Consider the following 21,881-nt stretch of genomic DNA (forward strand, 5'->3'; position numbering starts at 1 on the left):
GCGGTGGGTACGGCGGTGGCTCTGGAAATGGTGGCGGTTCTGGAACCGGCGGCGGCCCTGGAAACGGTGGTCAAAGCGGCTCCGGCGGCTCCACTGGAGTCGGTGCCGGTAGCGGCAACCAGACCACCAGCGGCCTCCTCGACCCGATCGTCAACCTGGTCGTCAGCGTCGGCGCGATCAGCGTGCCTATCGTGCCGATCACCCTGGGCAACAACAGCGGTAGCGGGAACGGCAACGGCGTGGGCAACGGCACAATCGGTGGTTCAAAAGGCGGTACAGGCGTTACGGGCGGATCGAGCGGACATGCCACCGGTGGCCTGCTGGCACCTGTGACCGCCTTGCTCGGCGGCCTGTCACTAGGCTCGGTGAGCGGCGGCTCGCAAGGCAGCAGCAGCCCCGTCGCACCGCTTACCACCTTGCTCGGCGGACTGACCGGCGGCCTCGGAGGCGGCACCTCGCACGGATCGTCGACAGGCTCCGCGACCAATCCGGCTGCACCACTAACCAACCTGGTCGGCACACTCACCAGCGCACTCACCGGCACAAGCGGCGGCTCGTCTCCGCTCGCGCCGTTGACGAACCTGCTAGGTGGCCTCACAGGTGGACTCGGCGGTGGCAGCAGCACACCACCCAAGCACTAGCCCGCAATGCGTGGTGCCCGCAAGGGCTCCACGCGCGCAACCTCCTGGATGCAACAGAAAGCAACCGGCCGGACCTGACGGGCATCACAGCTTCACGACGTCAGGCCCGGCACATGCACCCCCGTGGCCCGCCCGGGGACCGTCGCCGACTCCGGTTCGCGGGGCTGCTTCCGTCCGGCTAAAGGCGGGCGACATCGACGATGGCATCGGCAAATGCCTTCGGCGCTTCCTGTGGCAGGTTATGTCCGATGCCGCCGTCGATATTCCGATGGTGATACTTGCCGGTGAACTTCTTCGCGTAGGCTGCCGGCTCGGGATGCGGTGCGCCGTTAGCGTCGCCCTCCATCGTGATGGTCGGAACAGAAATGGTCGGCGCCTTCGCCAGCCGCGCTTCGAGTTCGTCGTATTGCGGCTCTCCTTTGACCAGACCCAGACGCCAGCGGTAGTTGTGAATCACCACCGCAACATGATCAGGATTGTTGAAGGACTCAGCCGAGCGGTCGAACGTTGCATCGTCGAAATTCCATTTCGGTGACGCGAGACGCCAGATCAGCTTGTTGAAGTCGTGGCGGTTCGCTTCGTAACCTGCATGGCCACGCTCCGTGGCGAAATAGAACTGATACCACCAGGCCAGCTCAGCCTTCGGCGGCAGCGGCGCCCGGTTGGCTTCCTGGCTGCCGATCAGATAACCGCTGACCGACACCATCGCCTGGCATCGCTGCGGCCACAGCGCGGCGATAATATTCGCCGTACGTGCGCCCCAATCGAAGCCGCCAAAGATGGCTTTGTCGATCTTCAATGCATCCATCAATGCAATGATGTCGACAGCAACCACCGCCTGCTGACCGTTGCGAGGTGTATCCGCGGACAGGAACCGTGTCGAACCATAGCCGCGCAGATACGGCACGATGACCCGGTAGCCAGCGGCTGCCAGCAACGGCGTGACTTCAGCAAAGCTGTAGATATCGTAGGGCCAGCCGTGCAGCAGGATGACCACCGGTCCATTCTGCTGCCCCGCTTCCGCATAACCCATGCTGAGCGTTCCGGCATTGACCTGGCGGATGTTGTCGAACGAAGCAACACGCGTTGCCATTTTCGTATTAGGTGGCGTGCCGTTCGACTGCGCCTTGGCGAACCCGCTCAAACCCAACTCCATCAAACTGATACCCGCAACTGTCGTCCCAAGCAGACGACGACGTCGAGTATTGATCTGGTCCGGCATCGCGGATTCTCCTCAAAGATTAGCTACGCAAGCGCAGAGCATGTCTGGCTTGCGAAGCCAGAAAATCTGGCCTGAAAGTATTAAAACCCGTGTACGTATCTGGCTTGTGTCCGTGAGGATCGCCAGTGCAACGTTATGTAATTAACGACGGCGCAGATACATTGAGATACAGAGAGGTGGGCGTTGACGCTCATCGACGAAAAGCGGCGACATACAGCGCGATCAATGAGCGATCGGAATCTGGCTGACGCCTTTCAACACAAGCCTGGCTTCCAGGCCGCCGTCGGGCCGGTTATGCAAGGACAGCACCGCGTCCATCGCCAAAGTGAGTTGCCGCGCAATCGCGAGGCCCAGCCCGGTACCGCCCGTTCCGCGATTGCGCGATCCTTCCAGCCGATAGAATGGTTCAAACACGGCTTCTAGCGACTCAGCCGGAATACCCGGCCCGCGATCGAGCACTGAGACCGTCACGTGCCCGTCCTGCGAGGCGACTCTGATCTCGGCCGTACCGCCGAACTTCAGCGCGTTATCGACGAGGTTACCCACGATCCGGCGCAACGCCTGAGGGCGCGTCACCAGTGCCGTGTCGATTCGACCGTGCAGCGAAACGTCCTTGCCGGCATCGACATAGTCGAACACGAGGCTGTCGAACAGCGCATCCGGATCGATACGCAAGGGCGCCTCACTGGCGCCGTGCATGGTGCGTGCGTACGTCACGCCTTCCTTGACCATCGTTTCCATTTCCTGCAGGTCCTGCTGCAGCTTGGCCCCTTGCGCGTCGTCGTCCATCACGTCGACGCGCAAACGCATGCGGGTGATCGGCGTTTGCAGGTCGTGCGAGATCGCCGCGAGGATCTGCAAGCGCTCAGTCATATAGAGCTTGATGCGGTCCTGCATGGCGTTGAACGCTCGCGCCGCGCGCGCCACTTCGTCCGGCCCGTCTTCGGGCAAACGCTCCACCTTCAGGTCGGGGCCCAGGGTATCGGCCGCTCGCGCCAACTGGCTCAGCGGGCGCGTCGCCAGCCGTACCGCCAGCCAGCAGCATGCGGCCAGCACCACCAGTTGCAGCACCAGCACCCATGACAGCCACGGCGACAGCGGCGCGCCTGGCATGGGGTGGTAGTCGATCGTCAGCGGCGCGCCGTCACTCAACTGCAGATGGACCTGCAGGCGATCCGGATCACCGGGAACGGCGTTGGCCGTGAGTGGATAGCGCTTGCCGATGCCATCCGCGATAGATTGAGCCACCCTCGCCGAGAGCATCGCATCCGGAGGCGCGCCGGCGACCCCGGGTCCCAGATTGAAGGTATAGGTGCGCCGCGCCAGCCTTGGCAGCCATTCGGCGCGTTCATTAGCGGGCAAATGATCGAGCAGCGCGACGGAGCTGGTGACCTCGCGTTCGATGTAACCCATCATCACGTTGGTCATGGCCTGGTCTCGCTCCGTCATGGTGAGCCAGACCGACAGCGTTTGCACCAGCGCAAGGCTGACGAAGAGAATCAGGGCAAGCCGTGCGAACAGCGTGCGCGGCCAGCGCAGCAATGTATTCAGCTTCATGGACCGCCTTCGATCATGGTCACGGCCGCCGAAAATACGTAACCCTCGCTGCGCAGCGTCTTGATGTAACGGGGCTCGCGCGCAGTGTCCTGCAGGCGCTGCCGCAAACGGCTGACCAGCAGATCGATCGAGCGGTCGAACGGATCGGCCTGGCGGCCCTGGGTCAGATTGAGCAGTTGATCCCGTGTGAGCACGCGCTGCGGATGATCGAGGAACACGCGCAGCAAGCGATACTCCGCGCCGCTCAGGGCCACCATGGTGCCCTCGGCGTCGAGCAGATGACGCGCGGTGGTGTCGAGCCGCCAGTCGCCGAAGCCGATCATCGGCGCGGTTTCGGTCACCTGCATGCCGGGCGGCAGCATCCGCGCGCGGCGCAACACGGAGCGGATGCGCGCCAGCAGTTCGCGCACCGCAAACGGTTTGGACAGGTAATCGTCGGCGCCCATTTCCAACCCGACAATGCGATCCGCCTCCTCGCTGCGGGCGGTCAGCATCAAGACCGGCACGGCGCGAAACTTGCCGGCCCGCAATTCCCGGCACAGCACGAGACCGTCCTCGCCGGGCATCATCAGATCGAGCACGATCAGATCAGGCGTGCCTTGCTCGAGGACGGTGCGCATCTGCCGGCCGTTCGCGGCTAGCGAAACGCGCATGCCGTTCTTCTCGAGATAGGTGGCAAGCAATTCGCGAATGCCGCGATCGTCGTCGACGATCAGGACGTGGTCGGTGTTTTCCATCAATGGATCAATCCTTTCGACGATTCACTCGTACCCGGTTCACGTTGATCAGCGAACAGTGCACGGGGTGTGCCAGTTCCGCCGCCAATCCGCCCGCCAGGAAGGCGAGAATTGTCATGAGCCGTCTCATGCATCCTCCACGACAGACAGGCTGGCGCCATTGCCCACGCTGGCCTCCAGCGTATACGGGTCGACGCCCTCCAGGCAACCGATGTTGACCCGCCACAAATGCGGATCCTTACGCGTCTGATGGAACGGATAAATTCCGCAATGTTTGCAGAAATAGTGCTTCGCCGTGCGCGTATTGAACTGGTAGAGCGTCAGCGCTTCCTCACCCTGCAGGATCTTCAGTTCGCCCGCGGCGAACGGCGGCGTCATCAGCGCGCCCTTGCGCCGGCACAGGCTGCAATTGCAACGCGCAGCAGGCACAACATCGGTACGGACTTCAAATTTCACGGTCCCGCAATGACAGGATCCTTGCAGCAATTCGGTATTCATGTGGCGCTCCGCAGTAGGCATGGCTGCTTTATAGCCCAGTACGCGCAACGCTTTGTATCGCAATGTATCTGGCCGCTCCGCTGACACAAAACATTGCACCCGCGCCGCCTCGGCGACACAAGCCAGATACGAACGGGCGTTCCAATGCAGCCATGCCAACCACCGAAATGCCCGATGCGACGTCCGGGTCGATGCCCGGATCGCCGCTCTGTTCCCCTCTCTGAAAGGACGCTGACATGCTCTCCCGACTCAAAACCACGGCTACCGTCGCCCTGTTCGCCGCAACCGTGGCAGCCGGCGCCGCCGCAATCGCAACGCTCGTTGCAAGTCCTGCGGCCAGCGCTGCTGGAAGTCCCGCTGCAAACCAGCTCGACAACGGCACGACCGCGCCGGAATTCACCGGCATCGATAAATGGCTCAATAGCAATCCCCTGACCATGCAGCAGTTGCGGGGCAAGGTTGTACTGGTCGATTTCTGGACCTACACGTGTATCAACTGCATCCACGTGCTGCCCTACGTCAAGACCTGGAATCAGAAATACAAGGACCAGGGCCTGGTGGTGGTCGGCGTCCACACGCCCGAGTATGCGTTCGAGCGCAACACGGACAACCTCAAGACGGCGATCAAGCGCTTCGACATTACGTTCCCGGTCGCGCAGGACAACAACTACGCAACGTGGCGCGCCTACGACAACCAGTATTGGCCCGCGTTTTATCTGGTCGACAAGAAAGGGCATGTGGTCTATACGCACTTCGGCGAAGGCGACTACGACCAGACCGAAGCGAAGATCAAGGCCTTGCTCGCGGAAAACCCGTGATTCGTATCGCAATGTATCCAGGCATCGAGGTGATACAGAACATTGCAATTGCCCCGGTTTCTCGACACAAGCCAGATACGTCGGCACGTTTTAATGCATCAACGCCGGATGCAAGACGCAAGCAACTTCGCAGATGACTGACCGAATTGCTGCCCTTGCTGCCTGATACCCCAGCGCCTTCCTTTTAATTTATTGGTTCACGGAGAATGACATGAAAACCTCAATGATCGCTTTGGCCTTCGCAGCATTCGCTACGGCTGGCTTCGCTCACGCCTCTGATGCCCCTGCAACAACCGGTGGTCAATCGGGCGCCGCGCAAGTGCAGCAATGGAACCCGAGCCAAACCAGCGCAATGCAGAAGACGCGCGCGGAGGTCCGCCACGAACTGGTGCAAGCCCAGCAGGATGGCCAGCTCGCCCAACTCAGCAGCTTGTATCGCGGCAGCTGATTATCTGAGCGCCGCCGGATTGAATTCTGCTTGCAATACGGTAAGCAATCCTCTTGGTTCAAGATCCTTCGCACGCTCCACCACGCCCACACCGAGCGCGCTCGGCGTGGGCGTATCGCGTTCAGTGGCTCGTGAGACCACATTGCCATTGATCGGGAACCTGGCGCGCGTATCACAACCTCATCCATTACAACAGCGCCTCGCAATTCAGCCGCGAGTACAGCAGGCTATTCGGGAGACCGCCGGGGCAGGATGCGGAGCGGCTGCGATCGTCGGCCATGCAGGCATGCAGTGCAACTGCGCGATCGTGATCGACTTCAAGTAATCATCATTTTTCGGCCAGTTAACATGAAAAATTGAATATAAACAGCACATATTTGCCTGTTAAATATGGATCGCCTTGCTCCCATGGTCATCAACCGGTAAAATATTAACGTTTATCGGCAAATTTGATGGATAACCGGCAAAATGTTGCTTTTTGATCTCGCTACTGCGGACGAAATCGCGCTTGAACTGGGTCACCGGCTGCGCGCGCAGCGCCTCGCTCAGAATCTGCAGCAGAGCGAACTGGCCGCCCGCGCCGGGGTGTCCGAGCGCGCGGTACGCAACCTCGAGCGTACCGGGAAGGCAACGCTTGAGAGTCTTCTTCGGGTAGCCATGGCGCTTGGGCTGACCGGCTCGCTGTCGCCTCTATTCGAATACAAACCGAACTCCATTCGCGCGATGGAGAAGGCGAGCGCCACGCGTGAACGGGCTTCCCGGAGGTGACGATGAAAAAACTGAGCGTCGTCTACGCCGGTTGGGGCGAGCGTTTCGAACTGGGCAAGCTCGGGGACGACGGGACAAACCTGATATTTGAGTACTCCTCCGAAGCGCAGCAACGCGGTCTCGAGCTTTCGCCCTTGCATCTGGCATTGCGGCAGCAGGCCTACGATAGCTTCCCGGACCACCAGTTTCGCTTGCCAGGGCTCGTTTCTGATGCGCTGCCCGACGGCTGGGGCATGCTACTCATGGACCGTCTCTTTCGGCAGCGGGGTTGGGAGCCTGCGCGTATGTCCCCGCTCGACCGTCTTGCGTTCATTGGCGAGAGGGCAATGGGTGCTCTTGTTTTTGAGCCAACTCAGGGAGACGATCTTCAACCTTCGGACGTGCAACTTATCGAGCTTGCCCGGGAGGTCCGCGAAGTGATGACGGACGGCAGTACCGAGTCGCTGCGTGAACTCGTCCTGATGGGCGGCTCGCCTCACGGCGCCCGGCCTAAAGTGCTGGTCAACTTCGACCCGCACAGTGGCCGCATGTCGAACTCGGAGCAAAGCGCCGGCACACCCTGGCTGGTCAAATTTCCTGCCCAGTACGACCACAAGGAAGTGTGCGCAGTCGAGGCGCTGTACGCAGTGCTTGCGCAGGCGTGTGAAATTCCGGTGCCGGCAACAAGGTTCTTTGACCTCGGACCCCGTCTTTCAGCATTCGGTATCGAGCGTTTCGACCGGTCTGGCACTCAGCGCGTGCCAATGCACACCGCTGCCGGCGCGCTGAACGCCAACTTCCGATATCCATCGATCGACTATGGTTCGCTTCTGAAATTGACTCGCTTCATCACGCGGGATGAGCGTGAGGTGTTGCGGGCCTTTGAACGCTGTGTGTTCAATGTGGTGTTCAACAATCGGGACGACCATACGAAAAATTTCTCCTTCCGACTGTCGGCGCAAGGGCAGTGGCAATTCTCACCGGCTTACGACTTGACCTTCAACGAAGGGCCGGGCGGTAAGCATCAAATGGACGTGTGCGGCGAGAGTCGCGCGCCGGCGCGTAGGCATCTATTGCAGCTTGCCAGCCTGACGGGTATACCGGCTCGTGCGGCGGCGGCGGTCATTGAACGCACTGCAGGGGTAGCCGGCCGCTTTCGGGATCACGCGCGGAGCTTTCCCATTCGGCGCGCAACGGTAAGCCTGATTGCAGGCAAGATAGAAACGAACCGCACGCGCATGCTGTGAAGCGAGATCAATGATTAAGTGCACCGGCCGCCCGCGCCATCGCCGCACACATTGGATCCAACATGGAAATCAAGTGGATTGAAGACTTCATCGCGCTCTCCCAGTATCAGAGCTTTTCGCGGGCGGCGGAATTTCGGAATGTCACCCAGTCGGGCTTCAGCAGGCGCATTCAGTCGCTTGAGCAGTGGGTGGGCGCGGACCTCATTGTGCGTGGCATCTCGAGGTTGAGCTTCGCGTCTACCGCGGCCTGGGTCCACTGGCGAGCGCGGACGTCTTTTTCAAGCTCGTCAAATCGACGCCCGCCTCGAGCGACGCAGAACACGTCGATGCCGCTCGACGTTGTCGCCGTCAATCGACCTACCCGACATGAAAATCTCGAGTCGACGCATGCGTGCGTTGCCGCGTCTCCCATCCCTCTGCCAGGCCCACCTCGGCACCGGACGCGGGCAACATGGACACCGCGCGAACCAGGTCCGAAGCGCGTTCAGCGAGCATGATCGTCGGCGCGTTCAGATTGCCATTGGGTTCGGTCGGGAAAACAGATGAATCGATGACTCGCAAGCCTTCCATGCCGCGAACCCGCAACTCGGAATCGACCACAGCCATGTCATCCTCTCCCATGCGACATGACCCGCACGGATGCATCGTACTTTCAAGGTTCGCCCTGACGAAGGCATCGATCTGTTCATCCGTTTGCACGTCCGGTCCAGGAGCGAGTTCAACATCACGAAAGCGGTCCATCGCCGGCTGCCCGATGATCTCCCGGGTCAAGCGCACGCAGCGTCGAAATCCTTCCCGGTCCTCTTCCCGATCCAGGTAGTTGAAGCGGATCTCCGGATGCGTATAGGGATCGGCTGACACCGCTCGCACGTGGCCCCGGCTCTTCGGCTTGTTCGGCCCGGTCAGCACCATGAATCCATGCCCTTTGAACGGCTTGTCGCCGTCATAGCGCATGGCGGCCGGCAAGAAGTGGAATTGAATGTCCGGCCAGCGCAAACCGGCTTCGGAACGGATGAATCCGCCCGCCTCGAAATGGTTGCTGGCGCCCAGGCCATCCTTGAAAAGGAGCCAGCGCAGTCCAATCATGAATTTGCTAAACGGGTCCATTTTCGCGTTGAGCGTGACGGGCTCCTTGCACGCGTACTGGATATAGATTTCTGCGTGATCCTGGAGGTTCTCGCCGACTCCGGGCAGGTGGTGCCGGACCTCGATCCCCGCTTTTCGCAGCACGTCGGCCGGCCCGATTCCAGAACGTTGCAGCAAGTGCGGTGAGCCGATCGGACCTGAGGCGATCAATACTTCAGAACGGCACCGTGCGACATGCGTGCGTCCACCTTGATCGTATGCGACCCCAACGGCGCGCTTGCCCTCGAGAATCACGTGACGTGTCATCGCATTCGTCACTACGGTCAGATTCGGGCGCTTCATTGCAGGGCGCAGGTAGGCGTTGGCGGTCGACCAGCGCACGCCATCCTTGACGGTCATGTGCATTGCCCCGAAACCCTCCTGCATATGGCCGTTGCAGTCTTCCGTCTTGATGTATCCGGCCTCTGCTCCTGCCTCGATCCACGCACCGTACAGCGGATTCTCCATGTTGTTGCCGTTGTTGGTGCACAGCGGCCCCTCCGCGCCACGGTACTCGTCACCGCCGAACTTATAGCTCTCGGCTCGGCGGAAATAGGGCAAACAGTTGCGATACCCCCAACCGCGCGCCCCCAGTTCCTCCCATTCGTCGAAGTCGCAAGCGTGGCCACGAATATAGACGAGGCCATTGATCGACGATGATCCTCCCAGTACCTTGCCGCGCGGGCAATGCAACTGGCGACCGTTCAGATGAGCCTCGGGCGCGGTCTGATAACGCCAGTTGTACTTGGCCGTATTCATCGGCATCGAAAACGCACTCGGCATCTGAATGATGACGCTGCGATCGCTGCCGCCGTATTCCAGCACCAGAACGCGGACCGCCGGGTCCTCGGTAAGCCGGTTGGCCAATACACATCCGGCCGAGCCGGCGCCCACAATGATGTAATCGAATTGCTCGGTAGCCATGATTTTTTCCTGATTTCCAGATCTTGACGGGTTCGTCCGTATTTCAGTAGCGACCCTTGTCGCCAGTCGTGTATTGCGGTGATGTCTTCTCGATTTGGGCGATGACCGACTCTTCGTATTTCAGATCGAGTGAACGCGACAGCGCGTAGTACGCGATGCCCGAGACGAATAGACCGACCAGCCAAGCCAGATCGACGCTACCCATCGCACGCGCAAACGGACCGACATACACCTCGTTTGAACCGTCGAGAACACAGAAGAACGGAATCATCGCGACAAAGCCGATTGCGTACGCGATCAGACCGCGCGCCCCCCATTTCCCGTACAGGTTGTTGTGAGGCATGAAGAAGTGCGGAATCGCATAGCGCCCCTTTCGGACGAGGAAGTAATCCGTCAGATTGACGGCGGTCCAAGGCACCAGAAAATACAGCATGACAACGAGGTAAATATTCAGGACGGACAGGCCCTTACCCGAGGTGTAGATGCTGAGCGCGACGCCGAGTTGAAGGATCACGACAAAGAGAATCGCCAGAATGCGGGCCTTGGGAGTCGGCTCGACTTTCTTGAACGAATCGAGTGCCGTGATGGCCGTCAGTTTGGCGCTATAGATGTTCATCGCTATGACGGGCAGGAACGCAAGAATCGTGACGCCGACCACCACACTTCCCATCCCCGGCGCCAGGTCGTTACCCACCTGACTCAATGCGACCAGCACATCAGTCGCGTGCAGATGGTCCGCGAGCCAGCCGCCAATCGCGATCATCCACGCGCCCGACAGCGATGCGCCGAGGAACACCGCCGCGATCAGCTTGCCGCTCGGCGTGTTTTTCGGCAGGTAGCGCGAGTAGTCGGACACATACGGTGCGTAAGCGATGTTGTAGCTGGCGGCGGCCGCGAATTGCGCAATGAACGCAATCCAGTTGAAGCCCAGCGGTGGCGTCGGTGTCGCGCCCGGTGCGACGGCGGCGAGCGGCACATCAGGCACCCAGTGCATCAGAACGGCCACCGTGACCAGACCGTAGAGGGGGAGCGACAGGTACAACGCCCATTTGAAACTGCGGTGCATCCAGTCGTGGCCGAGGATCGCCAGAACCGAAGCCGGCACGGTCACGGCCAATGCCACCCTGACGGGGTCCCAATTGAACAGTGCCTTGAGGCCTTGCATCATCAGCACGAGGTTGACGATGTTGAATCCCGCAAACACGAATAGCGTCGCCAACAGGACGACGATGACCCCGCGATAACCGAATTGCGCTCTCGACTGGATCATCTGAGGCAAGCCGAGATGCGGTCCTTGCGAGCCGTGAAAGGCCATGAACAAGGTGCCGAACATGATGCCAAGCGTGCCGGCTATCGTGGTCCACAACGCGCTGAGGCCAATGCTGGGACCGACAAAGCCGATCGTCATGGTAAAGAAGGTGAAATTACCCAGAAACCAGAATGGTCCCTGCCTGGATAATCTGTCGGTTCGTTCGCTATCCGGAATAAAATCAATTGAATGGCCTTCGATGGCCCCGTGCTCGACACTGACTACGGTGCGTTTAACTGCTTCGTCTGTTGCTTGCATCATGTACCCCTGGCAGCGATGAGAGGTTGATGGAATAGGGTTGACCCGGCATGCATCTGGCCGCGGCGTCACGCTCGTCTGGAGACGCCTCCGGCGCATTGACGGTTCAGTGCAGCGTGATCCAGACCGCCTTGCTCTCCATCAGATGATCGAGTTGTTCGGGGCCGAGGTCTTTGCCAAAGCCGGACTCCTTGAATCCGCCGAACGGCATCGACGGATCGATCGTACTATGGGCATTGACGTAGACGGTACCCGCGCGCAGTTGCGGGATCAGTTTGTGAACGCGGTTCAGGTCATTGGAGTAGATCGCGGCAGCAAGACCGTACGGCGAATCATTCGCCTGCGACAACGCATCGCCCAGATCGTCAAAGGGGGTGGTCACCAGCACAGGTCCAAAAATTTCTTCGCGAACGATCTTCATATCGCTGCGGCAATGCGTAAAGATGGTCGGTTCGACGAAGTAGCCCGGCCGGTCCAGTACATGTCCGCCATGCACGATTTCTGCGCCTTCGCGCCGCCCGGCTTCGATATAGGACGAAACGCGATCCTTCTGCAGCGCGGAAACGAGTGGGCTGATGAAGCAGTCCGGATCGAGGCCAGGCGCGATCTTCAATTGACGCGTGTGTTCGATCAGCGCGCCGATGAACTTGTCGTGAATGCCGCGCTGGATATAAACCCGTGAACCCGCATCGCAGACCTGTCCAGAATTGAAGAAGATGCCGTTTGCTACGGCCTGGGCCGCCGCTTCGATGTCGGCGTCCTCGAGCACGAGTACCGGCGATTTGCCGCCCAGTTCGAGTGTCATACGTTTGATGCCGCCCACAGCCGCCTGCCCGACAGTGCGGCCCACCTCGGTGGAACCGGTGAACGTGATCTTGTCTATGCCCGGATGGGCAGCCATCGCCGCGCCAATTTCACGCCCTCGTCCGGTTATGACGTTCACGACGCCGTCCGGGATGCCGGCCTCGTGCACCAACTCCGCGAAGCGAAGTGTGGACAGCGACGTGAGTTCGGCGGGCTTGATCACCGTCGTGCAACCGGCAGCGAGCGCAGCCGCGACCTTCCACGCCATGGTTTGCAGCGGAAAGTTCCACGGCACGATGACGCCGACCACCCCGATGGGCTCCTTGCGGGTGTAGGCAACGTAATCACCCGGCAAGGAGGGTTCGACCGTACGGCCGTGGAGCTTCGATGCCCAACCGGCGAAATAGCGGAAGGTGTCGATCGTGCCTTGTACGTCGACATCACGCGCGTTGGCAACAGACTTGCCTACGTCGATCGATTCGATCTCGGCCAACTCCGTTGCGTTCGCTTCGATCAGATCGGCGAGGCGATGCAGCAGCCGTTCGCGCTCAAGGGGTTTGAGCTTTCTCCACGGTCCACCGTCGAACTGCTTGCGGGCAGCGTCGACCGCGCGATCCAGATCGGCGGTCGTGCCCAAGGGAATGTGCGTGATCACGCCCGCGGTGGACGGTTCGAGCACCGCGCAGGATTCGCGGTCGCCTTGCGCGATCCAGGCACCGCCGATAGACATCTTCTGCGGCTTGCCGAGAAAGCGTTGAGTCTCTTCCCGGACACCAAACTTCGTCAGGTAATCGTGTACGACCTTGTCCATCGTTGTCTCCCATCTTACGGATTGACTGCTAGTCGGCCTCTCATGGGCCAGATTCGTGCGCGTCGGTGCACCTGATCCTGCAACCGCTTGACGACGACCTCCGGGGATCGCCGGGAGCGTCATCTGCTCACAAACGGTCAAGGGGTCCATCGATATAAACGCGGCTTGTGGCAGCGCGGTGTTTTGAGAGACTATGGACGACAAGGCCGGGGCTAAAAATCACGTGAATCAGATGTTCATATCGGGCATACCGAAGCAAGCGGCACAAGGAGAGCAACGACCGTGATCCAGTTGCAGGACGTGGACCTCAAGCTACTGAGGGTTTTCATGACGGTGGTACGGTGCGGCGGATTTTCCGCTGCCCAGGCGACCCTGAACGTTAGCCAGTCGACAATCAGCGAACAAATGACGACGCTCGAAACGCGGCTGGGGCTCAAGCTTTGCGAGCGGGGGCGGAGCGGATTTCGCCTCACCGAACACGGCGTAGCCACTTTCGAGGCGGCGCAGCGGCTGCAAGTGGCGGTAGAGAGCTTCTGTGTGGATACGGATGCGCTAAAAAAGCACGTCTCAGGAAAGCTGTACCTCGGCATCATTGACAACACGGTGACCGACTCGGCCTCGCCGCTCCCGCAGGCGCTGCAAGCGTTCGTGTCGAGAGGGCACGACGTGCATCTGGATGTCTACGTCGGCACGCCCGCCGAACTGGAAGAGCGTGTGTTGGATGGCCGGCTGCATATCGCAGTCGGGCATTTTCCGCTTCACGTGCCGGGGCTGACCTACACCGACCTGTATTGCGAACCGGACGGCCTATATTGCGGGAAGGACCACGCACTCGCCGGCCAATTGCCTGGCGACGCCGCGCTCGACGAGGCTATCGCGTCCAGCCGTGTAGTAGCGCGAGGGTATCTGCAGCAGCACGACCTACGAATGCTCAAAGTGAGCAAAGCCGCAGCAACCGTCGACAATATCGAGGCGCAGGCCATCCTTATTTTATCGGGCGCTTACATCGGATTTCTGCCGATTCACTACGCTGCCCGTTGGGTCGCGCGCGACGAGATGCATCAGATCTGTCCGGAGCAGCTCGGCTCGCATTGGCCATTTTGCGCGATCACGCGGCGGGCCGCCGCGCCGCCTACCATCCTGCAGGTCTTCATGATCGACCTGATGGAAAGCTACCGTATGGTTCAGCGGACGGCACCCATGGCATAGGGCTGCCGCAGTGTCATGCGGCGCGACCCTTCGCCATGGTTGCGCGACATGAGCTTAGGGCTGCGTGGACGCCAGCGGCGTGGGCTCGCCATTTCGATAGGTATAAATCGTGATTGGCGAGTCCGTCAGATCGCGATTCCTGTCAAACCGGTAGTGCCCTGAAACACCGTGAGAATCGATGCCGGCGAGCGCAGCACGATACTGGGCCGGTTCGATCGAATTGGCTTTCTGCATTGCCTGCGCCACGATATTCACACCATCGTACAAGGCCGCGCTGTAGGTCAACGGGTCGGTATGAAAGCGTTGCTTATAGTCCGCCTTGAACTGACGGCCCTCGGGTGTCTGATCGAGTACGGGGCCGCCTTGCGGGCAATACACACGTGTATCGACCGCATCGCCGCCGAGTTTCGCCAGTTCGGCATTGCACATGGCGTCACCGCCAAGGAGATAGCCGTTCATCGCGAGGCGCTTCATCTGTTTGCGCAGCGCACCGGCTTGCGCATAGTAACCGCCATAGAAAATCCCTTCCGCGTTCGTGCCCTTGACGTGAGTGAGGATCGAGACGAAGTCGGTCGCCTTGTCGGTCGTATATTCCCGATCGACGATCTCGATGCCATTGGCTTTAGCGGCGTTGATGAATTCATCGGCGACGCCCTGGCCATATGCAGTGCGATCGTCAATCACCGCGATGCGCTTGACCTTCAGCACCTTGGCCGCAAATTCACCCATGCGGCTGCCGAGTTGCGTATCACTGGCGGAGATGCGGAACACGAACGGATAGCCGTGTTGCGTGATCGATGGATTCGACGCGACGGTCGCCATCACGATTCCCGACACGTTCACCAGGTTTGAAATCGGAATCGCGACCCCCGAATTGAACGGCCCGAAGATGACCTTCACGTTGGCGTCGACCAGGCTTTGCGCAACCGTCATGCCGGTACGCGGATCGGCGGCGTCATCCTGCGAGACCAGTTCGAAACGGGTTTTCTGGCCGCCGATCACAAGCCCCTGGGCATTCAGACGCTCGATCGCCATCCTGACGCCGTTTTCGTCGTCCTTGCCGATGGCGGCCTGTGGACCGGTCAAGGGTCCGGTCAACCCGATTTTGACCACCTGCTCTGCCGCCGTCGCGCCCACCGGCACCATGCTCAAAGCGACTGCTGCCAACCAGCTTGCACCTGCGTACGGCTTTTTCATCGTGCTCTCCTCACATCGTGACATGCCAGATCGCCCTGCCGCCGGAAGTGGCGAACGCGTTGCGCTTCGGCACAGAAAACTTCGCTTTGGGGCCGCACTGTCCGTATGCCTTCGCCGAACGTTGGGCAGTGGGGTTGACAGCAATTCTGTGTAGCCAAATTCCCCAATAAAATGCACCATTGATGAAACACATTTCGGTAATTCCCGAAGTAATCGAGAGGCGGCACGATGCAAGTTCAGGACACGGATCTCAAGCTGTTGCGGATCTTCGAAACCATCGTGCGATGCGGCGGTTTCGCCGCGGCGCAACCGATTCTCAACATTGGTGCATCGAGCATCAGCGAATACATGTCGCAACTGGAGACCCGCCTCGGGCTGCGCTTGTGTGAACGCGGACGCGCGGGTTTTCGCCTCACAGAAGAAGGCACGGAGCTGCACGCCGCCGCGCAACGTCTGCTCGGTGCCGTCGACACGTTTCATATGGAAGCCGGCGCGTTGCGCAATCAGCTCTCTGGCGTATTGCGCTTCGGCATGATTGAAGCAACCTTGACCGACAAATACTCGCCGCTGCCGGCTGCGATTCGCGAGTTCGGCCAGATGGCGCCCGAAGTCCGCCTGCACGTGCAGATCGACACACCGGGGAGCATGGAGCAGCACGTGCTGGACGGTCGCCTGCATCTCGCCGTGGGGCCGTTTCCCGCGCGGATTCCCGGCCTCGACTACGTGCCGCTCTATCGCGAGGAACAGCGGCTTTACTGCGCGTCGACCCATCCGCTGTATGAGCGGGCAAGCGGGCGCGTGCCCGTTGCGGTACTCAGCAAACAGCGGCTCGCTGCCCGCGCGTATCTCGGCAACCAGGAGCTCAAGCTGTTGCGCATGCCGCAGGCCGCGGCCTCGGTCGACAACGTCGAAGGCCGCGCCATGCTGATCCTGTCGGGCAACTACATCGGCTTTCTACCACCCCACTACGCGCAGCCTTGGGTAGACGATGGTCTGTTGACCCGCATCGATCCCGAGCACTATGTGACACATCTGGACTTTCAGATCATCACGCGCAAGGGCGGCGAATCGGCGCGGGTGGTGCAGGCCTTTTGCAACCAGTTGCGGGTTGCGGCCAAGCAAGTGAGCCGCGCCACACGAAGCAGCAAATAGCGACCGCCGCGTTACGCGATTGCGGTCCACGATACGGCTGACCGGCAATCGCGTTCGCGTGGCGCAAAAGAACCCCGTTTAGCGGGTGAGATTTCGTTTGACCTTGCGTTGATGCATCACGCGGCCGATCGTGTTCAGCAGCAATTGCGCCGCCAGAATCGAAGTCGAACCGGAATGGTCGTAGTCCGGCGCGACTTCCACGAGATCGATGCCGATCACGTCACCCTGCTCGGCGAGGCCGGCGAACAATTCGAGTCCTTCGTAATAGAGCAGGCCGCCGTGGCTCGGCGTGCCCGTGCCCGGCGCGATCGACGGATCGAAACCGTCGATATCGATCGTCAGGTAGTAACGCACGCCCTTAGGGATACGGTCCAGAACGCCCTGAATGCCGAGGCGCCGCAGGTCGCGCACCGAGATGATGTCCGAGCCCATCTCGCGCGCCTGTGCGTATCCTTCGCGTGCGGTAGACGACACGTTGCGGATGCCGATCTGCGTCATGCCCGACACCACGCTTTTCTCCGCTGCACGACGCAACGGATTGCCATGGCCGTAACGCACACCGTGACGCTCGTCGACGAAATCAAGGTGGGCGTCGATATGGACGATATGAAACGGCTCCTGACCTTCGAACGCATTGATGCACGGAATGTTGATCGAGTGATCGCCGCCCATCACCACCGGCAACGCGCCCGCCGCCAGGATCTTGCGCACGCCGTACTCGATATTTGCGTGACTCTTCTCCGTGTTGGTGTGCACCATGTCCGCGTCGCCGATATCGACGATCCGAACTTCGTTGCTCGGCAAGTAGACGACGTCGTCTTCGAAATCGTATGCGCCGCCATGGCCGAACGAAAACAGGGTCGACGCATCGCGAATCGAACGCGGGCCGAACCTCGCGCCTGCCCGCCATTGCGTACCGCAGTCGAAGGGAGCGCCCATCACCGCGACGTCCGCGTCGATCTTGTCCCAGTCAAGACACAACGGAGACTTCGCGAACGTGCAGATTCCAACAAACGGCAAATTGAGGCGACCCGTTTCGTAGCTGTTTTCAGACATGCTTATCTCCGTCCTGTTATGGGTTCAGATAGGTGCGGCGCACGCGCTGCTGCCGTCCTCGCTGCAGCAACGCCCGTTGTGACGGGCCAGCGGTTTATCTGAAACGGAGTCTAGGCAAACAAATTCAACGGAAAAATGCCAAACATGAGAAATGCACTTCGGGAGATTCCGAAGCAATGTTCAGAGGCAGTCAGGCCGTGATTGGATCAGTCGCATGCTCTCGTCACAACCTGATTCACAATCTACAGCGTGGCAGTCACTCCACCATCCACATAAAGAATGTGGCCATTCACAAAGTTCGAAGCGTCACTCGCCAGGAACACAGCGGCGCCGACAAGATCTTCCACATCGCCCCAACGCCGTGATGGCGTGCGTCCGATCAGCCAATTGCTGAACGTTTCGTCCTTGACGAGCGCCTCGGTCAGCTCCGTCTTGAAGTAACCCGGCCCCAGGCCGTTAACCTGAATTCCGTGCTGCCCCCAGTCGATCGCCATCCCCTTCGTCAGCATCTTCACCGCGCCTTTGCTCGCGGTGTAAGCCGCGATGTTGGGACGGCCCAGTTCGCTTTGCACCGAACAGATGTTGACGATCTTCCCGCGCTTGCGAGCAATCATGTGCCGCGCCACCGCCTGGCCGACCAGGAACACGCTGTCGACGTTGGTCTTCATCAGCTCTTCCCATTGAGCATGGGAAAACTGTTCGAGCGGCGCACGACGCTGCATGCCCGCGTTGTTGACGAGAATGTCGATCGCACCGATTTCGCGCTCGATATCGGCGATCGCCGCTTCGACCTCAGCGGGCGACGTCACGTCGAAACTTGCGGCATGAACGGTCGCGCCCTCATCGCGCAAACGGCTGACGGCCTCCGCCAGCCTGGCCGCGTTGCGACCATTCAGAATGACTTCAGCGCCGGCGCCGGCCAATCCTTTGGCGAGCGCAAAGCCAATACCGGTACTCGACCCAGTGACCAGAGCACGACGCCCCGACAGATCAAACATCTTCAGATTGTTGTTCAACTTAACTCCTCTTCGACTCTAATTCGTCCGACTTCGATTCAGCACCATCCGGCGCGCTCAGCCATTGCATGACCGCTCTCACACTGCACGCGCTGTCCTGCGATGCAGAAAGATGGAGCACATCGGCTTCACCGACAGGCGACTCGAGCGTCGCGAATTGATCCGCAACCAGTGTCGCTGGGAACTCATGATCAAGCCGTCCAGAAACTCGTGCAACCGCGGCGGACAAGTTGATGTCGAGAAATACAAATCTCAGACCGGCGACACGCGCGCGCATGCGCTCGCGATAGCTACGTCTCAACGCGGAACAGGACAGCACGGCCGTCCCACGCATATCATGCATCCGCTCGGCAAGGCGGTCCAGCCACGGCTCCCGGTCACTGTCGCACAACGCGATCCCCCGGCACATCTTGTCGCGGCTTTCCGCCGAGTGATGCTCGTCCCCCTCGATGAAAACGCCCTCCAGCGCCACGGCCAACTCGCGCGCAAGTGTCGACTTACCCGAGCCCGACACGCCCATCACCACTATTTTATGTATCACGTTGCACAATCCTGCCACGTTGTCCCGGCACGCGATCTACGGAATCGCATCGGCCATTCAACCGGTAGCGGTGCGCAAATAAAAGCGTACCGCTACCTCACAAACTTTCCTCTTCAGGACACCGGCGTGAACTTGAGTTGGCTGATCGGCGTGACCTTATCGGTCCGGGTCAGGCCATACGGCGTCTTCGGTCCGAGCCACTTGTTGAAGATCGTGCTCATCTCGCCGCTCTGCTCCATCGTCGCCAAGGCCTTGTTCACCGCGCCCAGCATGCCAGGCTCGTTCTGGCGCAAGCCCACCCCGATCGGCTCGATCAGCATCGGCTCCGCCGCAATCGCCACCGCGCCGTCTGTGCCGTCCACCTGCTTCGCAATCTTCGTGGCGGTCATCTGATTGGTGACGAAGCCTTTGACCTTGTTCTGCTCGAGTGCGAGAAACGCCGAGCTAGTATCGTGAAAGGTCACCGCCTGGCCATCTTTGATCGAAATTGGAATCGACTGCGCGGACGTCGAACCGTCGGCGGCACTGATTTTCTGGCCCGTGAAATCGGTCAGTTTCTTGCCCGCGTCGGCCTTCTTCACGACAAGCACTTCCTTGGTGGAATAGTACGAGTCGCTAAAGGCAATCTGCGTCGCGCGAGTTTTGGTGTAGGCCAGGTTTGCAACCACAATGTCGACGCGCCCCAGCTTCAATTGCGGAATCCGCGCCTCCACTGCCAACGGTTCGAGCTTCGCCTTCACGCCCAACTGTTTTGCCACCGCGTTGCACAGGTCCACATCCATACCCTCGAGCTGCCGCGTCTGCGCATTGGGATACGAGAAAGGCTCGACGTTCGAATACACACCGCAGCTCAACTCGCCGCGACTCTTGATATCGGCCAATTGATCAGCATGAGCCGGAGCAATCGATGCAACCGTACCGCCAAGGACCAACATCCCCGCAAAAATCTTCTTTACCTGCATCGTGATGCTCCTGAAGTTTATGTGTAAAGCAATCGACTGCCGATCAAAGGTGGTCAATCCAAATCTGACTCGCGAAGGCGATACCGCCTGCTTGCCTCAATGCGTGCGAAGATCGGACAGGAATCTCTGCGCCCGTTCGTGTTTCGGGCGCAAAAAGAACTCCTCCGGCTCCGCTGTTTCAAGAATCTTCCCTGCATCCATAAACCAGACGCGGTCGGCAACCTCACGGGCAAATCCCATCTCATGCGTGACGCACATCATCGTCATGCCTTCCTGCGCGAGGCTCTTCATCACGTTCAGCACTTCGCCAACCATCTCCGGGTCGAGCGCGCTGGTGGGTTCGTCGAACAACATCGCCGGCGGATTCATTGCCAGCGCTCGCGCAATCGCAACGCGCTGCTGCTGACCACCCGAGAGTTGCGGAGGATACGCACTGGCCTTGTTCGACAGACCGACGCGCGAGAGCAAATCTGCCGCTTTGCGTTCCGCTTCCGCGCGCTTGAGGCCGTTCACGCGCATCGGTGAAAGCGTAATGTTGTCGAGCACCGACAGATGCGGAAACAGATTGAATTGCTGAAACACGAAACCGACACGGCTGCGGTAAGCATTCAGACCCAGCTTCTTGTCATGAATGTTTTGACCGTCGAAAAAGATCTCCCCACGGTTGATCTCCTCGAGCCGGTTGACGGTGCGAATCAATGTCGACTTACCCGATCCGGATGGTCCGCAGACCACCACGACTTCGCCTTTGCGAACCTCGGCGTTCACGTCCACGAGAGCGTGATATTCGCCGTACCATTTGTTGACGCCGGAAAACTTGATCATGCGAAATACCTCGAAGTGATTGAGCGCCTAGTTCTCGGTGGGCAGCGGATCGGTTAGCGCTACGGCGCCCGCCTTCTGGGTCTTCGATGCGGCACCGGCCCGCTTGCGCGTCACGCGCCGCTCCAGATACTGCGCAAGCTGCGTCAGCGCGTAACACAGGGCGAAGTAGCTCATGGCGAGAATCAGGTACACGGGAAAAGGCTTCGTCAACAGCCGGTTGTTGATCTGATCCGCCGCGAAGGAGATTTCCTGCACGTTGATGATGTAACCCAGCGAGGTCTCCTTGATCGTCGATACGAACTGCGTGACCATGCTCGGCACCACGTTGTAAAGCGCCTGCGGCAAGATGACCGCGCGCATGGTCTTCATGTAGCTCATGCCGAGCGCTCGTGAGGCTTCGGCCTGCCCTTTCGGCAGCCCCTCGATGCCCGCACGGATAATTTCCCCGAGATAGGCCGAGTCATAGATGACGAGCGCGCACAGCATCGTGACAAACCCGGTGACCGGATAGCCGGTCAGAACAGGCACGAGAAAGTACACCCAGAAGATCACCATCAGGAGCGGAATACCCCGCACCATATAGACAAGACCGGTGGCCGGGGCCCGCAGAAACCGGAAAGGACTGATGCGGGCCAGTGCAACCAGGATCCCCAAGGGAAATGCGATGACGAGCGCTGAAAGCGACAGCAGTATCGTCAGCACGATGCCGCCTAGCGGGCCATGCGGATACTGCCCGATGAGCAGCAGTGTCCAGTTGTCGCGCAGGATGTCGAACAT

The 21,881-nt window shown here is 60.1% G+C and carries 20 protein-coding genes and 3 pseudogenes; 9 read left to right on the forward strand and 14 right to left on the reverse strand.

Going from position 1 to position 21,881, the window contains the following annotated elements; all coding sequences use genetic code 11:
- A pseudogene (locus tag GNZ12_RS10315) lies at positions 1-641 on the forward strand (hypothetical protein); the annotation flags it as partial.
- A gap of 178 nt (positions 642-819) precedes the next feature.
- Here the strand turns inward: GNZ12_RS10315 and GNZ12_RS10320 are convergent.
- From GNZ12_RS10320 to GNZ12_RS10335, 4 genes are all read right to left on the reverse strand, one after another.
- Positions 820-1,863, reverse strand: a complete 1,044-nt coding sequence (locus GNZ12_RS10320; RefSeq protein WP_172310250.1) for an alpha/beta fold hydrolase — start codon at positions 1,861-1,863, stop codon at positions 820-822.
- 222 nt (positions 1,864-2,085) lie between these two features.
- Positions 2,086-3,420, reverse strand: coding sequence for an ATP-binding protein (locus GNZ12_RS10325; protein WP_172310251.1), 1,335 nt, complete (start codon positions 3,418-3,420; stop codon positions 2,086-2,088).
- Complete coding sequence (locus tag GNZ12_RS10330) at positions 3,417-4,157, reverse strand: response regulator (protein ID WP_172310252.1); 741 nt, start codon at positions 4,155-4,157, stop codon at positions 3,417-3,419. Before GNZ12_RS10330 ends, GNZ12_RS10325 begins: the two co-directional genes overlap by 4 nt.
- A 126-nt stretch (positions 4,158-4,283) precedes the next feature.
- The gene (locus GNZ12_RS10335; RefSeq protein ID WP_172310253.1) at positions 4,284-4,655 is read right to left on the reverse strand and encodes a GFA family protein; all 372 of its coding nucleotides are present in this window, start codon (positions 4,653-4,655) and stop codon (positions 4,284-4,286) included.
- 236 nt (positions 4,656-4,891) lie between these two features.
- On the opposite strand from GNZ12_RS10335, the gene GNZ12_RS10340 reads away from it, so the two are divergent.
- The 6 genes and pseudogenes from GNZ12_RS10340 to GNZ12_RS10360 form a co-directional block, all read left to right on the forward strand.
- Positions 4,892-5,473, forward strand: a complete 582-nt coding sequence (locus tag GNZ12_RS10340) for a thioredoxin family protein (protein ID WP_172310254.1) — start codon at positions 4,892-4,894, stop codon at positions 5,471-5,473.
- 211 nt (positions 5,474-5,684) lie between these two features.
- The gene (locus GNZ12_RS10345) at positions 5,685-5,921 is read left to right on the forward strand and encodes a DUF4148 domain-containing protein (RefSeq protein WP_172310255.1); all 237 of its coding nucleotides are present in this window, start codon (positions 5,685-5,687) and stop codon (positions 5,919-5,921) included.
- Between the two features lie 182 nt (positions 5,922-6,103).
- A pseudogene (locus GNZ12_RS44270) lies at positions 6,104-6,232 on the forward strand (AraC family transcriptional regulator); the annotation flags it as partial.
- Positions 6,233-6,389: 157 nt separating this feature from the next.
- Complete coding sequence (locus GNZ12_RS10350) at positions 6,390-6,689, forward strand: helix-turn-helix domain-containing protein (protein ID WP_235993672.1); 300 nt, start codon at positions 6,390-6,392, stop codon at positions 6,687-6,689.
- 2 nt (positions 6,690-6,691) lie between these two features.
- A complete protein-coding gene (locus GNZ12_RS10355; protein WP_172310256.1) occupies positions 6,692-7,915 on the forward strand; it encodes a type II toxin-antitoxin system HipA family toxin in 1,224 nt (407 codons plus the stop codon).
- A 62-nt stretch (positions 7,916-7,977) separates the two neighbouring features.
- Positions 7,978-8,127 (forward strand): annotated as a pseudogene (locus GNZ12_RS10360) (helix-turn-helix domain-containing protein); the annotation flags it as partial.
- 145 nt (positions 8,128-8,272) lie between these two features.
- Here the strand turns inward: GNZ12_RS10360 and betA are convergent.
- From betA to GNZ12_RS10375, 3 genes are all read right to left on the reverse strand, one after another.
- Entirely contained in the window at positions 8,273-9,964 is a 1,692-nt protein-coding gene (gene betA / locus GNZ12_RS10365; RefSeq protein WP_172310257.1) for a choline dehydrogenase, read from the reverse strand.
- 43 nt (positions 9,965-10,007) lie between these two features.
- Positions 10,008-11,534: a purine-cytosine permease family protein gene (locus GNZ12_RS10370; protein WP_172310258.1), complete on the reverse strand. Its 1,527-nt coding sequence runs from the start codon at positions 11,532-11,534 to the stop codon at positions 10,008-10,010.
- A gap of 103 nt (positions 11,535-11,637) precedes the next feature.
- A complete protein-coding gene (locus tag GNZ12_RS10375) occupies positions 11,638-13,146 on the reverse strand; it encodes an aldehyde dehydrogenase family protein (protein ID WP_172310259.1) in 1,509 nt (502 codons plus the stop codon).
- 282 nt (positions 13,147-13,428) lie between these two features.
- On the opposite strand from GNZ12_RS10375, the gene GNZ12_RS10380 reads away from it, so the two are divergent.
- Positions 13,429-14,355 carry a LysR family transcriptional regulator gene (locus GNZ12_RS10380; protein WP_172310260.1) on the forward strand — a complete coding sequence of 309 codons (927 nt, stop codon included), beginning with the start codon at positions 13,429-13,431 and terminating at the stop codon, positions 14,353-14,355.
- Positions 14,356-14,409: 54 nt separating this feature from the next.
- Here the strand turns inward: GNZ12_RS10380 and GNZ12_RS10385 are convergent, their stop codons facing one another.
- A complete protein-coding gene (locus GNZ12_RS10385; RefSeq protein WP_172310261.1) occupies positions 14,410-15,552 on the reverse strand; it encodes a branched-chain amino acid ABC transporter substrate-binding protein in 1,143 nt (380 codons plus the stop codon).
- 228 nt (positions 15,553-15,780) lie between these two features.
- Between GNZ12_RS10385 and GNZ12_RS10390 the strand changes: the two genes are divergently transcribed.
- Positions 15,781-16,704, forward strand: coding sequence for a LysR family transcriptional regulator (locus GNZ12_RS10390; protein WP_172310262.1), 924 nt, complete (start codon positions 15,781-15,783; stop codon positions 16,702-16,704).
- A 78-nt stretch (positions 16,705-16,782) separates the two neighbouring features.
- On the opposite strand, the gene speB is transcribed toward GNZ12_RS10390, so the two are convergent.
- The 6 genes from speB to GNZ12_RS10420 form a co-directional block, all read right to left on the reverse strand.
- Positions 16,783-17,760: an agmatinase gene (gene speB, locus GNZ12_RS10395; RefSeq protein WP_172310263.1), complete on the reverse strand. Its 978-nt coding sequence runs from the start codon at positions 17,758-17,760 to the stop codon at positions 16,783-16,785.
- A gap of 242 nt (positions 17,761-18,002) precedes the next feature.
- Positions 18,003-18,758, reverse strand: a complete 756-nt coding sequence (locus GNZ12_RS10400; protein WP_172310286.1) for a glucose 1-dehydrogenase — start codon at positions 18,756-18,758, stop codon at positions 18,003-18,005.
- Positions 18,759-18,777: 19 nt separating this feature from the next.
- Positions 18,778-19,317 carry a gluconokinase gene (locus GNZ12_RS10405; RefSeq protein WP_328805978.1) on the reverse strand — a complete coding sequence of 180 codons (540 nt, stop codon included), beginning with the start codon at positions 19,315-19,317 and terminating at the stop codon, positions 18,778-18,780.
- A gap of 113 nt (positions 19,318-19,430) precedes the next feature.
- The gene (locus tag GNZ12_RS10410; protein ID WP_172310264.1) at positions 19,431-20,279 is read right to left on the reverse strand and encodes a transporter substrate-binding domain-containing protein; all 849 of its coding nucleotides are present in this window, start codon (positions 20,277-20,279) and stop codon (positions 19,431-19,433) included.
- Positions 20,280-20,375: 96 nt separating this feature from the next.
- Positions 20,376-21,104, reverse strand: coding sequence for an amino acid ABC transporter ATP-binding protein (locus tag GNZ12_RS10415; protein ID WP_172310265.1), 729 nt, complete (start codon positions 21,102-21,104; stop codon positions 20,376-20,378).
- Positions 21,105-21,131: 27 nt separating this feature from the next.
- The gene (locus GNZ12_RS10420; RefSeq protein ID WP_172310266.1) at positions 21,132-21,881 is read right to left on the reverse strand and encodes an amino acid ABC transporter permease; all 750 of its coding nucleotides are present in this window, start codon (positions 21,879-21,881) and stop codon (positions 21,132-21,134) included.

Origin of the sequence: Paraburkholderia solitsugae, from assembly GCF_013177695.1 — a bacterium.
Classification (GTDB): Bacteria; Pseudomonadota; Gammaproteobacteria; order Burkholderiales; family Burkholderiaceae; genus Paraburkholderia; species Paraburkholderia solitsugae.

Bases quoted from the DNA above. Each gene is read 5' to 3' on its own strand.
- GNZ12_RS10320 (WP_172310250.1), bottom strand. From the start codon at position 1,863: ATGCCGGACCAGATCAATACTCGACGTCGTCGTCTGCTTGGGACGACA.
- GNZ12_RS10325 (WP_172310251.1), bottom strand. From the start codon at position 3,420: ATGAAGCTGAATACATTGCTGCGCTGGCCGCGCACGCTGTTCGCACGG.
- GNZ12_RS10330 (WP_172310252.1), bottom strand. From the start codon at position 4,157: ATGGAAAACACCGACCACGTCCTGATCGTCGACGACGATCGCGGCATT.
- GNZ12_RS10335 (WP_172310253.1), bottom strand. From the start codon at position 4,655: ATGAATACCGAATTGCTGCAAGGATCCTGTCATTGCGGGACCGTGAAA.
- GNZ12_RS10340 (WP_172310254.1), top strand. From the start codon at position 4,892: ATGCTCTCCCGACTCAAAACCACGGCTACCGTCGCCCTGTTCGCCGCA.
- GNZ12_RS10345 (WP_172310255.1), top strand. From the start codon at position 5,685: ATGAAAACCTCAATGATCGCTTTGGCCTTCGCAGCATTCGCTACGGCT.
- GNZ12_RS10350 (WP_235993672.1), top strand. From the start codon at position 6,390: ATGTTGCTTTTTGATCTCGCTACTGCGGACGAAATCGCGCTTGAACTG.
- GNZ12_RS10355 (WP_172310256.1), top strand. From the start codon at position 6,692: ATGAAAAAACTGAGCGTCGTCTACGCCGGTTGGGGCGAGCGTTTCGAA.
- betA (WP_172310257.1), bottom strand. From the start codon at position 9,964: ATGGCTACCGAGCAATTCGATTACATCATTGTGGGCGCCGGCTCGGCC.
- GNZ12_RS10370 (WP_172310258.1), bottom strand. From the start codon at position 11,534: ATGATGCAAGCAACAGACGAAGCAGTTAAACGCACCGTAGTCAGTGTC.
- GNZ12_RS10375 (WP_172310259.1), bottom strand. From the start codon at position 13,146: ATGGACAAGGTCGTACACGATTACCTGACGAAGTTTGGTGTCCGGGAA.
- GNZ12_RS10385 (WP_172310261.1), bottom strand. From the start codon at position 15,552: ATGAAAAAGCCGTACGCAGGTGCAAGCTGGTTGGCAGCAGTCGCTTTG.
- GNZ12_RS10390 (WP_172310262.1), top strand. From the start codon at position 15,781: ATGCAAGTTCAGGACACGGATCTCAAGCTGTTGCGGATCTTCGAAACC.
- speB (WP_172310263.1), bottom strand. From the start codon at position 17,760: ATGTCTGAAAACAGCTACGAAACGGGTCGCCTCAATTTGCCGTTTGTT.
- GNZ12_RS10400 (WP_172310286.1), bottom strand. From the start codon at position 18,758: ATGTTTGATCTGTCGGGGCGTCGTGCTCTGGTCACTGGGTCGAGTACC.
- GNZ12_RS10410 (WP_172310264.1), bottom strand. From the start codon at position 20,279: ATGCAGGTAAAGAAGATTTTTGCGGGGATGTTGGTCCTTGGCGGTACG.
- GNZ12_RS10415 (WP_172310265.1), bottom strand. From the start codon at position 21,104: ATGATCAAGTTTTCCGGCGTCAACAAATGGTACGGCGAATATCACGCT.
- GNZ12_RS10420 (WP_172310266.1), bottom strand. From the start codon at position 21,881: ATGTTCGACATCCTGCGCGACAACTGGACACTGCTGCTCATCGGGCAG.